The organism is Brevundimonas sp. Root1279, from assembly GCF_001425945.1.
GTDB lineage: Bacteria > Pseudomonadota > Alphaproteobacteria > Caulobacterales > Caulobacteraceae > Brevundimonas.
In genome coordinates, this window is the sequence record NZ_LMEB01000005.1 from 139,377 (window position 1) to 153,789 (window position 14,413).

The following is a 14,413-nucleotide window of genomic DNA, read 5'->3' on the forward strand; positions in this document are numbered from 1 at the left end:
TCAGCCTTCGGAGACGCAGACAATGTAGCCCAGGGCGGGCACGGAAACGGATACTGAGCCCGGCGCAGAGCTGCGGGCGGGGCACTGGCCGAGCAGGGCTCGCCATTGGGCGGAGCCGAGCTCGACGGCGACGTTGACGTCACGCGCTTCGGTGGAGGTGTTGAACACCACCAGCGTCTCGCCGTCATCATCAAGTCTGGAGAGGGCCAAAATGCCGGGCTCCTGGTCGGCGGTGCGCGTCACCACCCTGCCGTGGCGCAGGCGGGCGTCGGCGGCGCGGGCGCGGGTCATCTCGGCGATGCGCCGGTACATGTCGGCGTTGGCGTCGAAGGTCTCCGAGGCCGCGCCGATCCGCCGGTCGTCCGCATAGGAGCCGACGCGCGTCTCGAACATGTCCTGGCGGGCGCGGCGGTCGTCGCCGTCGCCGGTGAAGCCCTGCTCGTCGCCGTAGTAGATCACCGGCACGCCGCGGCCGAGGATGACCAGGGCGTGCGCCAGGGCGGCGCGGTCCAGCAGTTCGGCGTCCGAGACGTCCGGCATGTCCTTGAGGATCAGGTGGCCGATGCGGCCCATGTCGTGGTTGCCGGTGAAGGTCGGCAGCTTGCGCGCCGTCGCCTCGCCGCCCGCGTAGATGGGATCCTCCATCAGCAGATAGCCCATGTCGGCCGGGCCGCCGCCCTTGCCCGTGACCAGGTTCTGGACGACGCGCTGGTAGGCGAAGTCGAGCACGGTCGGCAGGCCGTCGACCACGGTGTGCATGGCCGCCGTGCCGCTCGTGAAGTCGTAGGTTTCGCCGAAGATGTGGAAGTTCGGGATGCCCTTGGCGCGGGCGCGTTCGAGGATGGCCGGGCTGAAGACCTGCCAGAACTCCGGGTTCACGTGGCGGGCGGTGTCGATGCGGTAGCCGTCGATGCCGTAGTCGTCGATCCAGGCGCCGTAGACGTCGATGAAGCCCTGCACCACGTCCGGCTTTTCAGTGAACAGGTCATCGAGGCCGGCGAAGTCGCCGTCCATGCGGGCTTCGCTGTACCAGGCGCTGTTGCCGCGGTTGTGGTAGTTGGCCGGGTCGTTGAGCCAGTCGGGTTTCTTGCGCGTCTCTTCGCCCGCCGGGACGTAGGGGGTGTAGGCGTAGTCCAGGCTGGTCATCCGGCTGAAGTCGGAGCCCGGTGCGCCGGTGAAGCCCTCGTTGATCGCCTCGCCGGTCAGCCCGCCGCGACGGCTGTAGGGATAGTCGCCCTTCCAGCGGTAGCCGCAGTCGTTCTGCGGGCACTCGCGGTACTGGATGACGTCCGCAGTGTGGTTGATGACGATGTCCAGATAGACCTTCATGCCGCGCGCATGGGCGGCGTCGACCAGGGCGCGGAAGTCGTCATTGGTCCCGAAATGCGGGTCGACGCGCGTGAAGTCGGTGATCCAGTAGCCGTGGTAGGCCGAGCTCTGGTGTCCGGGCGGGCCCTGCACGGGCTTGTTCTCGAAGACGGGGGCCAGCCACAGGGCGGTGACGCCCATGCCTTGCAGATAGTCGAGCTTGCCCATCAGGCCGCGCAGGTCGCCGCCGTGGTAGAAGCCCGGATCGGTCGGATCGTAGCCGGTGGCGAGGCGGTCGCCGCTCAGGCCGCCGAGGTTGTTGGCGGCGTCGCCGTCGGCGAACCGGTCCGGCAGGACGAAATAAATCACCTCATCCTCAGCCGGACGCTCCCGCAACGCTTGCAGGGCGGGGGTCGTCTGGGCCAGAGCCGGGGCGGCCGCCAGGGTCGCCAGCAGGGCGCAGGCGACGAACGCACGCCCTCGAATCGGCCGCTTTACGCTTCCGGTCATCGCTTCGTCCCCGTGGTAATGTCCGCGGACGTCGTGGCCCGCTGGATCAGTTTGCAAGATTTTGCAGTCGTTCGGCCGCCTGTCAACCAGTTCACAATTTGCCGAGGAATGGCTGTCGTACAAGGCTTTTTCCTTTGTGCACTGCGATATGGCAGGTGCAAGGCGTCACATTTCCGCCACGTCGGGGCGAGCTGCGGTGAATGCATGCTTGCAAGCGGCCAGCAAGTTTGCATAACTTTGCGATGACGCCGGACGCTTCGATAGAAATGCGCTGGCCTAGGGAGAATGAGATGAACACCCAAGTCACCCGTCGTACGCGCCTGCTCGCCAGCGCTGCTGCCGGCGTCGTCGCCGCCCTGGCTTTCACGGGCGCGGCTTCGGCTCAGGACGCCGCGCAAGAGGCGACCCAGGTCGACGAAGTCGTCGTCACCGGCATCCGCTCGTCGATCGAAAGCTCCATCGCCGCCAAACGCGAGAACACCTCGATCGTCGAGGTCATCACCGCTGAAGACATCGGCAAGCTGCCGGACGTCTCGATCGCCGAGTCCCTGGCGCGCCTGCCGGGCCTGACCGCCCAGCGCCTCGACGGCCGCAGCCAGGCCATCTCCATCCGCGGCCTCGGTCCGGACTTCACCACCGCCCTGCTCAACGGCCGCGAACAGGTCACCACCGGCGACAACCGCGGCGTCGAGTTCGACCAGTATCCGTCGGAGCTGCTGTCGGGCGTGACCGTCTACAAGACCCCGGACGCCGCCCTGATCGGTCAGGGCCTGGCCGGCACCGTCGACCTGCAGACCATGCGCCCGCTGGCCTACGGCCGCCGGGCGATCGCCGCCAACGTCCGCTATGAAGTGAACGACATCGGCGCGCTGAACGCCGGCACCAACGACGACGGCGTCCGCTACAGCATCTCGTACATCGACCAGTTCGCGAACGACACCATCGGCATCGCGCTGGGCTACGCCCACATGACCTCGCCGTACCAGTCGGAGCGCTTCAACGCCTGGGGCTATCCCTCGGTCGGCGCCGGCGAGCTGGTGATCGGCGGCGTCAAGCCGTACGTCATGTCGAGCGAACTCGAGCGCGACGGCTTCATGGGCGTGGTCGAGTTCCGCCCGAACGAGCAGTGGCACACGACCTTCGACGCCTTCTATTCGAAGTTCGACAACACCCAGATCATGCGCGGCATCGAGTTCCCGCTGGCGTGGGGCGGCCAGGCGGAAGCCACCCCCGGCGCGTGCGCCGCCGGCGGCAATGTGCAGTCCCCCGTCTGCCGTCCGGGTCCGCAACTGCAGCCCGGCTACACCATCGAGGACGGCATGGTCACGGCCGGCACCTTCACCAATGTGAAGGGCGTCATCCGCAACGACGTCAACAAGCGCGAGAGCGAGGTCAAGGCCTTCGGCTTCAACACCGAGTACTCGCCGAACGAGCGCTTCACCTTCGAGGCTGACCTCAGCTACTCGGGCGTCGAACGCAACGACATGGTCCTGGAGACCTATTCCGGGACCGGCCGCAACATCGACGGCGCCCTGGACACCCTGGACTTCGCCATCAACGACGACGGCGTGGTGCAGTTCGACAACCAGCTCGACTACGCCGATCCGAACCTGATCCGCCTGACCAGCCCGCAAGGCTGGGGCGGCGACGTGATCCCGGGCGGCCAGGACGGCTACCTCAACACCCCGACCATCAACGACGAACTGTTCGCCGGCCGTCTGCAGATGACGACCATCTTCGACAGCGGCCCGTTCCGCTCGGTCGACATCGGCGTCAACGCCAACAGCCGCGAAAAAGAGTTCATCAACGACCAGTACTTCCTGGGCGTCCCGGGCGGCGCGAGCCCGCTGGTGCCGACCGCCTACCTGCTCGAGCCGACCTCGCTGGCCTATCTCGGCATTGACCGGGTGATCAGCTACGACGCGCTCGGCCTGGTCCGCGACGGCTTCTACAACCAGGTCCGCAACCCGAACTCGGACGTCCTCGCCGGCAACTGGCAGGTCGAGGAGAAGGTCACCACGGCCTACATGCGCGCCAACCTGGACACCCAGCTGGGCTCGATGCCGCTGACCGGCAACTTCGGTTTCCAGACCCAGTTCATCAACCAGAGCTCGAACGGCTACGCGGCCTCGGGCACCGGCGCCTCGACCGTGTCGACCCCGGTCTCGGGCGGCGAGGAGTACACCGAGTTCCTGCCCAGCATGAACCTGATCCTCGAGGTCGCCGACCAGCGCTACGTCCGCGTCGCCGCGGCCCGGGTCCTGGCCCGTCCGCGCATGGACGACATGCGCGCCAGCCGTCAGTTCAGCTATAACGCCTCGCTGGCCGGCAGCACCGACATCAACGCCTCGCCGTGGGGCGGGTCGGGCGGCAATCCTGAGCTGCGTCCCTGGATCGCCAACGTCTACGACGTATCGTTCGAGCAGTATTTCGGCCGCTCGGCCTATGTCTCGCTGGCCGCCTTCTACAAGGACCTGGATACCTTCATCTACACCCGGAACTCGCTCGAAGACTTCACCGGCTACCCGGTGAACGGTCCCGAGCCGGCGCTGCGTCAGGGCATCATCTCCTCGCCGCAGAACGGTGAAGGCGGCAAGATCTATGGCGTCGAGTTCGCGGTTTCGACCCCGTTCGACTTCATGGGTTCGTGGGCGGAAGGCTTCGGCGGCCAGTTCTCGGTCTCGCAGACCAAGAGCAAGATCCAGCCCGATCCGGCTGCGCCGCCGACCGCGGTGCCGGGCCTCTCGGAAACCGTCGCCAACCTGACCCTGTACTATGAGAAGAACGGCCTGCAGGCCCGGATCTCGAACCGCTATCGCTCCGAGTTCCTGGGCGAGGTCGCCGGCTTCGGCAACGGCCGCACCCTGCGCCAGGTCGGCGCCGAGAGCGTCGTCGACGCTCAGCTCGGCTACGAGTTCCAGTCGGGAACCCTGGAAGGCCTGTCCATGCTGTTCCAGGTCAACAACATGACCGACGAGCCGTTCTTCACCTACGAGAACGGCGACGAGCGCCGGATCATCGACCACCAGCAGTACGGCCGCACCTTCCTGTTCGGCGTCAACTACAAGTACTGATCGTCCCAACCGATCAGCCTGCTGGGCCGCCGCGGGAGACCGCGGCGGCCTTTTTATTGCGCGCAGGGCCCGCGCGGCGGCCACATTTGGTTACGAAATTCCTCAAACCGCTGGACGGAAGCGTTTCCGGATGGAACCAAGGGCTCAACGGCCGCGCGCGTTGGACGCCCGGCCACGGGGAGTGAAATGACGGACCACCAAGCCTCCACGGTGCGCCGCACAGGCGCAGCCTTCGCCTATGTGACCACGCTGTTCTTCGCCTGGGGGTTCGCGACCTCCCTGATCGATCCGCTGATCGCGGCGGTGAAGGGGGTCTTCGACCTCAACTACACCGAAGCGCTGCTGACCCAGTTCGCCTGGTTCACCGCTTACGGCATCGTCTCGCTGCCGGCCGCCGCCGTGCTGGCCAAGCTGGGCTACGCCAAGTCGATCGTCGGGGCCCTGGCGGTCATGGTTCTGGGCGCCCTGATCGTGCCGCTGTCCACCGTGATGGACTTCTATCCGGGCGTGCTGGTGGCCCTGTTCGTGATCGCAGCGGGCGTGACCCTGCTGCAGGTCGCGGCCAACCCCCTGGCGGCCTCGCTGGGCGATCCCAAGGGCTCGCACTTCCGCCTCGTCTTCTCGCAGGCCTTCAACTCGCTGGGCACGGTCGTCGGACCGCTGCTCGGCGCCACGGTCATGCTGTCGGGCGGCATCTTCGCCGTCGGCGGCGTCAGCGCCCTGGCCTCGCCCACGGCCCTGATCCTCATCCTGCTCGGCGTCGGCATCGGCATCGTCGCCGGCGTCCTGATCGGCATGCTGCGTCGTGACGTGAAGGGCTGGCTGGCCATCGGCGCCGCAGCCGGCCTGGTCGTCGGCTGGGTGATCTTCCTGCACAACTACATCGGCGGCATGGCCGCGGCCGCTCCGGCCGTCGCCGCCGCCGAAGCCGCCGCCCCGGCCGTCGTCGATGGCGACGCCCGTGCTGCGACCCTGCGCAACATCGACACCATCTTCATCGGCCTGGCGATCTTCTTCGCCGTACTCGGCGCCTTCATCTGGAGCGTGCGCGGCAAGCTGACGGCGGCGACGGCCACCGCCGGCTCGGACACCCCGGGTTCGCCCCTCAAGGCGCTCGGCTCCGGCTGGGCGATCTTCGGCGCCCTGGCCATCTTCGTCTACGTCGGGTCGGAAGTGACCATCGGCAGCCTGATGACCAACCTGCTGCATTCGGAAGGCACCCTGGGCCTGCCGATCCACGACGCCGGCCGTCTGGTCGCGCTCTACTGGGCCGGCGCCCTGATGGGCCGCTTCGCCGGCAGCGCCTTCCTGACCCGCGTTCCGGCCGGCGTCCTGCTGGCCGTCTGCACCACCTGCGCCGCGATCCTCTGCGCGATCGTGACCCAGACCGGCGGCGTCAACGCGGCCTTCGCCGCCCTCGCCGTCGGCCTGTTCAACTCGGTCATGTTCCCGGCCATCTTCACCCTGACCCTGGAGCGGTCCTCGGCCCCGGCTTCGGCCACCTCGGGTCTGCTCTGCATGGCCATCATCGGCGGCGCCGTCCTGCCGCTGCTGGGCGGCCGGGTCGCCGACACCGAAGGCCTGAACATCGCCTTCATCATCCCGGCTATCGGCTATGTGATCCTGACCGTGTTCGCCATTGCGGCGGCGCGCGCCAAGGTCGCGGTGTCGGACGTGGTGGCGGCGCCCGCCTCGCACTGATCCGCTCGCCAAGCTGAACTGAGAGGGCCGTCGGGGCATCCCCGGCGGCCCTCATGCGTTTCCGGGACGCCGTCACGATCGGGGCGGGAGTCGACGGAGCCGCACATGCGCGCCTGGGTGCTGGGTTTCCTATTGGCGCTGGCCGCCGGCCAGGCCTGGGCCGAGGTGATGGTGACCTTCTACGCCCACCCCGGGGCGCGGATCCGCGGCAACGAACTTCTGTTCCCCCACGCCTATGTGCAGGCCACCGGCACGATGCAGGACAGCGGGACGCCTGTGGACTGGTCGGCCGGCTTCACCGCCTACAGTCCGGGGCCGCAGCTGCTGTTCTCCAAGGGGCGCGGCGTGGTGACCCATCCGGATCCCCGCTACATCGCCGAGGGGCGGCCGTTCCTGCGCCTGGCGATCAGCGACGACGCCTATCGCGCCCTGCGCGCCCGGGCCGACTGGTGGAACAGTCCCGAGGGGCGGACCTATGACCTGCGCCGCCGCAACTGCATCACCTTCATCGCCGACATGGCTCGGGTCGTCGGGCTACAGACCGCGCCGGAGCCGTCGATGAAGCCGGGGACCTTCCTGGAGGCGACGGCGGCGCTGAATCCGGCCGCGGCCTGGCGCGAGGGCGGCCAGTTGCAGCAGGCCGCGCCGGATGTCGTCGAAGCCCCGCCGACGACCGCACCCGCTTCGCCGGCGCCGGCCCCGGCCGGATAGGTCAGGCGTCGCCGGACCACATGTTGTTGGCCTTCAGGAAAGCTTCGTGGTCGGGCAGGGCGGCGACCGTGCGGTCGATGACCTCGGCGATGTTGCGCAGGCCGGCCGCCGAGCGCTGGGCGTCCTGGTACTGGTACAGCGGGTTCGGTCCGCGCGGGACGACGCCCTGGCCGTACATCACCGCCAGCCAGGAGCCCTGGCTGAAATACTCGTCCGCCCCGACCTGATAGAGCAGCGCCCGGTCGCGGAAGGCATCGACCCGTTCGGCCAGGCTGTCGGGGATCGGCATGGCCGCCACCTGCCGCCAGAACGGCGTGTCGTCCCTCTGGGTCGCGTGATAGTGCAGGATCACGAAGTCCCGGATCAGCTCGACCTCACGCCCCAGGCGGCGGTTGTAGGCGGCGATGTTGACGGGGCTGAAGTCCTTGTCCGGGAAATGCTGCAGCAGCCGCGTGATGCCCGCCTGGACCAGGTGGATGCTGGTCGACTCCAGCGGCTCGATGAAGCCGCTCGACAGGCCCAGGGTGACGACGTTCCGATCCCAGTATTTCTTGCGCCGGCCGGTGACGAACTTCAGCCCGCGCGGTTCGGCCAGGGGCTCGCCGTCGAGATTGGCCAGCAGAGTCTCGCGGGCCTGGTCGTCGGTGATGTGGTCCGAGCAGTAGACGTAGCCGTTGCCGGTGCGGTGCTGCAGCTGGATGCGCCACTGCCAGCCGGCTTCGCGCGCCGTCGACAGGGTGTAGGGCGAGACCGGCCCGACCTTGGCGCAGGGCACGGCCATCGCGCGGTTGCAGGGCAGCCAGTGCGACCAGTCTTCGTAGCCCGCCTTCAGCGCGCCCTCGATCAGCAGGCCGCGGAAGCCGGTGCAGTCGATGAACAGGTCGGCGGCCAGGCTGCGGCCGTCCTCCAGGGTGATGCTCTCGACGAAGCCGTCCCCGGCGCGCTGGACGACGTCGACCACCTTGCCCTCGACCCGCGTCACGCCGCGGGTCTCGCAGACCCGCCGCAGGTAGCGGGCGTAGAGGGTGGCGTCGAAATGGTAGGCGGTGAAAAGGCCGTTCAGCGGGTTGCGCGGATCGGGGCTGCGCACCCCGACCTTGCCCGCCTCGGCGGCGCACCAGCAGATCGAATAGCGCTCCAGGTCGTCGGCCAGGCCCTGGGCCTTGAGGGCGAAATAGGTCTGCTGGAAGTCTGCCAGGGTCGGTCCCGGGCCGAAGGTGCCGAAGGGGTGCAGATAGCGATGGCCCAGCGCGCCCCAGTTCTCGAGCGCGATGGCCAGCTTCAGGGTGGCCTTGGTCTCGCGCATGAACTCGGCCTCGTCGAGGCCGATCATGACGTTGAAGTCGCGGATCGGGGGCACGGTGGCCTCGCCGACGCCGACGATGCCGATCTCCTCGGACTCGACCAGGGTGACCTTGGCGTGCGGGCCGAGGGTGCGCTGCAGGGCGGCGGCGGCCATCCAGCCGGCCGTCCCGCCCCCGACGATCAGGACGCTGCGGATCGGCTCGGCCATGGGGTCAGGCCAGTTCGCGGTCGGTCGGTCGCCCGGCCTTCTCTAGGATGGCGGCGCAAAGGGCGAAGAGGCAGGCCAGGGTCGCCGTGCGGAGCGGATAGTCGACCGCGGAGTGGGCCATCATCACGACCAGGCCGATGGTGGCGGCGCGCTGCAGATCGCGTTCGCGCGACGGCGGCGACTTCCAGGCGCTCCACAGGCGGCGGCCGAACCAGACGAGGACCAGGACGATCAGGATGACGCCGGGCCAGCCGGCCTCAAGCCAGGTCTCGAGGTATTCGTTGTGGGCGTGGTTGAAGAAGGTCGGATCCAGCTGCTCCAGCGGCTCGACCGAGCGGAACACCACGTCGAAGCTGCCGATGCCTGAGCCGAGCGGCAGCCAGGCCTGGGCGGCGTCGGAGACGATGGGCCAGCCCTCGAAACGGCCCTCGGGCGCCGACTGGACGTCGAAGCGGGCCAGGATCGGCGGCAGGGCCAGGACGGCCACCGCGCCGATCGCCACTGCGGCGCCGCCGGCGAGGGTCAACAGGGCCTTGTTGGGTCGGCCGCGGCCGGCGGCGATCCAGGCCGCCAGCATGCTGGCGATGGCGACCGGGCCGAACAGGATGACGCCCGCGCGAGAGCGGATGGCGGCCAGGCCGATGACCACCAGGCCCATGAACAGGGCGCCGAACCACAGGGCCCAGCGGCCGTCGTCGCGACGGCGCAGGGTGGCGGCGCCGAGGACGGCGGCGAACGGCGTGCACGACAGCAGCAGGGTCGCCAGGTGGTTGCGGTTGGCGAAGAAGCCGGTGACCGAACCGGCGCTGGTGGTCTCCCAGGGGTAGAGGGCCTCTCCGCCGCTGGCCAGCTGGGCCGCGCCGAGGATCACGCCGACCACGGCGGCCAGCAGATAGACGCCGATCAGGCGGACGGTGAAGCTGTGGTTGGCGCCGAGGACGGTCAGGAAGACCGCGGCCGGGGGCAGCAAGGCGAGGAAGGAGCGCCAGGTCAGGTCAGGGGTGACGCTGAGCGGGACCCAGCCCGGCTGGAGGCCGGCGAGCTCGAGCGCCAGGACCATCTCGTCGCGGCCGGGGAGGGCGGTCCAGAGGAACGGCGGCAGCGGGATGAGCTGGATCAGGGGGATGGCCGCGACGGCGCCCATCAGGCTGAGCGCGAAGGCATGCTCGCGCCAGAGGCCGGTGCGGATCAGGCGCCCGGCGCCGATAACCAGCAGCGGCAGGGCCGCGAGTTCGACGACGGCGAGGCGGAGCGCGTGCTCACGGCTGGCGCCGCCCAGGACAATAGAAAAAGCCAGTAGAACGATCGCCGCAATCGCGGCGAGGTCCCACTGGCCCTTCAAAAGCTTGTTCGGCACGCGTTACGTCTGCTCAGCGCGGGCGTTTCGCGGTCCGGTTCTGCTTAGTCGCTTTCCGAGTCGTCTTCGCTGATCACAACGATCGTGGCGATGAGAACGGCAGCGCCGATCAGGATGACCGGCACCGGGATGCCAGCGAACTCGGAGGCGGCGTCAGCGGAAGCGCCGACACGGTCACCGACGCGGGCAGTCGCGGTGTTGTTAGCAGCAGCGGCTTGGCCAGCCACGAGCAGCAGGCCTGCCGTAACTGCGGCGATGGTCTTACGCATGCTTAATCCCCTTCTAATCAGGTCTTTGGTACGGGCTGGCCCGCGACGTATCGACAATGGGTATAGGCGGCGAAGGTTTCAAAAGCAATATGATTCCCCGCCTGACTGGTGCAAAGGAACCACAAACATCGGTTTACGGACGGTCTTATCGTACCGCAGTGACCGCGACGCGATCGATCCAGGCGATGGTGTTGACGCGCCGTTCGCCCGCCCGGGACGCCACCCGCAGCCACTGTCCGGGGCAGGAGGCGGGGACGGTGAATTCGGCCGCGATCGGGGTCCAGACCTCGGCCGGCGTGGGCGCGACAGGGGTGCTCAAAATGGTCAGATCGCCGGGGGCGCAGGTCACGGTCCAGGCCAGCCGCCGACCCGGATCGCCGGCCTCGGCGCGCGCTTCCGCCGTCAGCCGGTAGCGGCCGGGCGCCAGGAACATCAGCTGTTCCGCCACGTGAACGGAGGAATAGCCGTCGTAGTCGACCCGAAGGGCGGTGTCGGCGGGGCGGACGTCGTCGGCCACCATCTCGACGGTGACGCCCGCCTCCTGGGCCAGGCGCCATTGGAAGGGCGCGGGAATGTCGGGGGTGTCGAAGCCGCCGTTGGAGACGTTGGCGGCAGGCGGCCGGTTGAGGCTGGCGCGCACGGTGCGCAGCGCCGGCAACTGGCCCTTCTCGATGAGGTGCATGTAGAGCTGGCTCAGCTCTTCATTGGTCAGCGGCGCCTTGCCCTTCTGGAGCATGACCGCCAGCGTCGCAGCGACCTGCAGCCCTTCAGTCGTGCCGTACAGGCTGTCGAGGTAGGACTGCCGCCAGGGCGGGCGCTTGTCGAGCAGGGCGGCGACCTGGGGGAGGGCGCGCTGCGGATCGGCTGAGCTCGCCAGGGTGAACAGGCGGAAGACGCGCGGGCGGATGTCCTCGCGGCGCCGGACCAGGGTATCGGCGTGGGCGAAGGAGGAGGCGTAGTCGCCGCGCTTCAGCCGGTTCTCGACCAGCCAGGCGTGGGCGGGATCGTCCCGCAGGCTCCAGTTTCCGGCCAGGGTCAGGATCTCGTCGGCCGCAACGTCGCGTCCGGCCTTGGCCTCGCTGAGGCCGACGACGCGCAGGGCGCGGACGTCGAACGGCGCCTTGGCCAGAACGTCGCGGGCCAGGGAGCCGGCGTTGGCGAAGCGGCGCGAGTCTTCGGCTCCCGTCTTGGCCTTGGCGTTGACCCCCGCCGCGAACTCGGCCTCAGCCGCGCGCCGCAGGACGGTCGGAGACCCGGGGGCCACGCGCACCGCCATCTCAGGCGGCGCGCGCAGGATCGCGGGTTGCAGAAGGACCTGCCAGGCCAGCCACACGGCCCCGACCGTCAGGACGTAGGGGGCGTATTCGCCGACCTTGCCCATGCGGCGCGCGAGCGGAGCGGCCGAGGGGTCCGTCTGGTCTCTCAAGCCTTCTTGGCCTTCTTGGTCTTGGCTTCGGGGCTGTGATCGCCGCCGTAGTTGTAGTCATACGCGTAGTCGTACCCACCGTAGGTGGTCGTCTTGGCGTTGAACTTGGTCAGCACCGCGCCGAGCAGGCGGGCGCGGCCGACCCGCAGACGGCGCAGGGCGCCGCGCGCCTGGCCGCGACGGGTGCCGCGCGACTCGAGCACGAACAGGACCCCGCCCACGGTCGCGGACAGCAGCGGGGAGTCCGCGAAGCCCAGCACCGGCGGGCCGTCGACGACGACGTGGTCGAAGTTGTTGCGGGCCTCGGCCAGGAACTGGCGGAAGCGGTCGCTGCCCCACAGTTCGGCCGGGTTCGGCGGCAGCGGGCCGCAGGGGATGAAGAACAGATTGTCCTGACGGGTGCGCTGGACGACGGTGTTCAGATCCGACGAACCCGACAGCAGGTTGCTCATGCCGCGGTCGTTGTCGACGCCGACGACACGGTGCATCGACGGATTGCGCAGGTCGCCGTCGATCAGCAGCACGCGCTTGCCGACCCGGGCGAGGTTGAGCGCGACGGCGTAGGCCGTGGTCGACTTGCCCTCGGCCGGGCGGGCGCTGGACACCAGCAGGCTGGCGGGCGCGCCCTCGGGCGTCGAGAACTGCAGCGCCGTTCGCAGCGAGTAGTAGGCTTCGGAGAAGCCGGACCGGATGTCGGCCAGGGCCGCGGCCGTGGTCTGGCCCTTCTCCAGCAGCGGCACCACGCCCAGGACCGGAACGCCAAGCTTCTTCTCGACGTCGTCCGGGGTCGCCAGGCTCTCGTCGAGGGCTTCCAGCACCAGGGCCGCGATGACGCCCAGACCGATGCCGAACAGGGCGGCGAGCGCCAGGTTGATCATCAGGTTCGGCTTCGACGGTCCGGCCGGCGGGCGGGCGTTGTCGACGATCGAGATGTTGTTGGCCGTGATGTCGCCGGTGACGCCGACTTCCTTGTAGCGCTGCAGCAGGCCTTCATAGAGCGTGCGGGTCGTGTCCAGCTCGCGCTGCAGGATGTTGTACTGGATCGAGCGGTCGCGCAGGTCCAGCACGTCGCCCTTCAGGCCGTTCACCTGGCCCTGGAGCGAGCGCTCCTGGTTGGCGGCGATGACATACTCGCTCTGGATCGAGGCGCGGATATTGGCGGCGAGGGCCTGGATCTGGCCGTCGACTTCACTGATCTGGCCGCGCAGGCGCTGCATTTCCGGATAGTCGGCCTGATAGAGGCTGGCCTTCTGCTGGTACTCGGCCTCCAGGGCGGCGCGTTGCTCGGTCAGGCGCTGGATCGACGGGTTCTGCAGGACTTCCGGCAGGGTCATGATCTGCGACGAACGGGCCGAGCGCCACTTCTCTTCGGCGGCCACGCGGGCGGCGCGGGCCGAGGCCAGCGAGCTGTTCAGGGCGACCAGGTTGTTCGAGGCCAGCGACTGGGCCTCGCCGGCGCCCTGGCCGCCTTCGCTCGGTTCGCCGACGTTGATGATCTGCTGGTTGGCCGCGTAGGCGACCAGTTGGCGCTCGGCCTCTTCGAGGCGGCCCTTGGTCTGGGCGATCCGCTCTTCGAGGAATTCGCGAGCGTAGGACGAGCTCTCGTACTTCCGGTCCAGGTTGGCCTGGATGAAGTTCTCGGCGAAGCCGTTGGCGACGCGGGCGGCGACGACCGGATCGGGGTTGTCATAGCCGATGGCGACCAGGCGCGAGCCGCGCACCGGGGTGACGCTCAGATTGGCCTGCAGGGTGGCGATCGCCAGGTTGCGGCGGCGCTCGGCCTGGGCCGCGGCGGTGCCGGTGCGCGCCGGCGCCTCGACGCCCAGCGCCTCGAGGGCGCGGTCCGAGCTGGCCAGGCCGAGGCCCTCGACCACGCGTTCGGCCAGGGAGCGGCTGCGCAGCAGGCCGTACTGGGTCTGATAGAATTCCTCGCCCTGGCTCATGCTCTCGCGCGGGGTGACGTCTTCCGAGGTGAAGACGCGGGCGGCTTCGCGATCGATCTGCAGGGTCGCCTGGGCGGTGTAGATCGGCGTCATCAGCATGGTGATGGCGGCCCCGATGACCAGGGCGCCGATGAAGCAGCCGATGATCAGGATCCGGTGCTTGATCGCCATCCGCCAGTAGGAGGCGAGATCGAACGCCGGCTGTTCGTGCGGCTCCTCGCCCGTCCAGACGGCGTTGTGCATGTCGTCGTAGACCGAGTCTCCGAACGGGGCAGGAGCCCGGCCGGTGCGGAGGTTACGGTCGTCGGCGGAGGGATCGCCCAGCATCATGCAGTCGCTCATACGTTTGGCGGCCGCAGCCGCCGGTCACGGTACGTGCGAGGCTATCGCAAAGCCTCGCCGCACGCACAAGAATTCGCCCGGCTTTTCGGGGCGGCCTCGCCAGTTCGCCCAGACTTGTCGGCGGGGCGGCGGGGCAGGTCAAGCCGTCAGGTCCTATTCCGCCGGGGGTAGCGGCGATTCAGCGTCGCCGGCGTTCGCTCTCGGGCGGCGCGGGCGGGTCGACCAATTCCGGTCCCAAGTCACTTCGCTGTAGAGGCCC

Annotated in this window: 9 protein-coding genes; 3 read left to right on the plus strand and 6 right to left on the minus strand. The window is 68.9% G+C overall.

Going from position 1 to position 14,413, the window contains the following annotated elements; all coding sequences use genetic code 11:
• The gene (locus ASC65_RS06635; RefSeq protein ID WP_056450826.1) at positions 1-1,818 is read right to left on the minus strand and encodes an alpha-amylase family glycosyl hydrolase; all 1,818 of its coding nucleotides are present in this window, start codon (positions 1,816-1,818) and stop codon (positions 1-3) included.
• A 290-nt stretch (positions 1,819-2,108) separates the two neighbouring features.
• On the opposite strand from ASC65_RS06635, the gene ASC65_RS06640 reads away from it, so the two are divergent.
• From ASC65_RS06640 to ASC65_RS06650, 3 genes are all read left to right on the plus strand, one after another.
• Positions 2,109-4,892, plus strand: a complete 2,784-nt coding sequence (locus ASC65_RS06640) for a TonB-dependent receptor (RefSeq protein WP_056450827.1) — start codon at positions 2,109-2,111, stop codon at positions 4,890-4,892.
• Between the two features lie 186 nt (positions 4,893-5,078).
• Positions 5,079-6,593, plus strand: a complete 1,515-nt coding sequence (locus tag ASC65_RS06645; RefSeq protein WP_056450832.1) for an MFS transporter — start codon at positions 5,079-5,081, stop codon at positions 6,591-6,593.
• Between the two features lie 105 nt (positions 6,594-6,698).
• Positions 6,699-7,304: a hypothetical protein gene (locus ASC65_RS06650; protein WP_056450835.1), complete on the plus strand. Its 606-nt coding sequence runs from the start codon at positions 6,699-6,701 to the stop codon at positions 7,302-7,304.
• 1 nt (position 7,305) lies between these two features.
• Here ASC65_RS06650 and ASC65_RS06655 read toward each other — a convergent pair whose 3' ends face one another.
• From ASC65_RS06655 to ASC65_RS06675, 5 genes are all read right to left on the minus strand, one after another.
• Entirely contained in the window at positions 7,306-8,817 is a 1,512-nt protein-coding gene (locus ASC65_RS06655; protein WP_056450836.1) for a tryptophan halogenase family protein, read from the minus strand.
• 4 nt (positions 8,818-8,821) lie between these two features.
• The gene (locus ASC65_RS06660) at positions 8,822-10,174 is read right to left on the minus strand and encodes an O-antigen ligase family protein (protein WP_056450837.1); all 1,353 of its coding nucleotides are present in this window, start codon (positions 10,172-10,174) and stop codon (positions 8,822-8,824) included.
• A 44-nt stretch (positions 10,175-10,218) separates the two neighbouring features.
• Positions 10,219-10,443 (minus strand): hypothetical protein, encoded by a 225-nt coding sequence (locus ASC65_RS06665; protein ID WP_056450838.1) that lies wholly within the window; start codon positions 10,441-10,443, stop codon positions 10,219-10,221.
• A gap of 145 nt (positions 10,444-10,588) precedes the next feature.
• Complete coding sequence (locus tag ASC65_RS06670) at positions 10,589-11,869, minus strand: hypothetical protein (RefSeq protein WP_156459581.1); 1,281 nt, start codon at positions 11,867-11,869, stop codon at positions 10,589-10,591.
• The gene (locus ASC65_RS06675) at positions 11,866-14,154 is read right to left on the minus strand and encodes a GumC family protein (RefSeq protein ID WP_082525910.1); all 2,289 of its coding nucleotides are present in this window, start codon (positions 14,152-14,154) and stop codon (positions 11,866-11,868) included. Before ASC65_RS06675 ends, ASC65_RS06670 begins: the two co-directional genes overlap by 4 nt.
• Between the last annotated feature and the right edge of the window lie 259 nt (positions 14,155-14,413).

What these genes read in the sequence shown, in the direction of transcription:
- ASC65_RS06655 (WP_056450836.1), bottom strand. Translation starts at nt 8,817, where the DNA reads ATGGCCGAGCCGATCCGCAGCGTCCTGATCGTCGGGGGCGGGACGGCC.
- ASC65_RS06635 (WP_056450826.1), bottom strand. Translation starts at nt 1,818, where the DNA reads ATGACCGGAAGCGTAAAGCGGCCGATTCGAGGGCGTGCGTTCGTCGCC.
- ASC65_RS06640 (WP_056450827.1), top strand. Translation starts at nt 2,109, where the DNA reads ATGAACACCCAAGTCACCCGTCGTACGCGCCTGCTCGCCAGCGCTGCT.
- ASC65_RS06665 (WP_056450838.1), bottom strand. Translation starts at nt 10,443, where the DNA reads ATGCGTAAGACCATCGCCGCAGTTACGGCAGGCCTGCTGCTCGTGGCT.
- ASC65_RS06645 (WP_056450832.1), top strand. Translation starts at nt 5,079, where the DNA reads ATGACGGACCACCAAGCCTCCACGGTGCGCCGCACAGGCGCAGCCTTC.
- ASC65_RS06675 (WP_082525910.1), bottom strand. Translation starts at nt 14,154, where the DNA reads ATGAGCGACTGCATGATGCTGGGCGATCCCTCCGCCGACGACCGTAAC.
- ASC65_RS06650 (WP_056450835.1), top strand. Translation starts at nt 6,699, where the DNA reads ATGCGCGCCTGGGTGCTGGGTTTCCTATTGGCGCTGGCCGCCGGCCAG.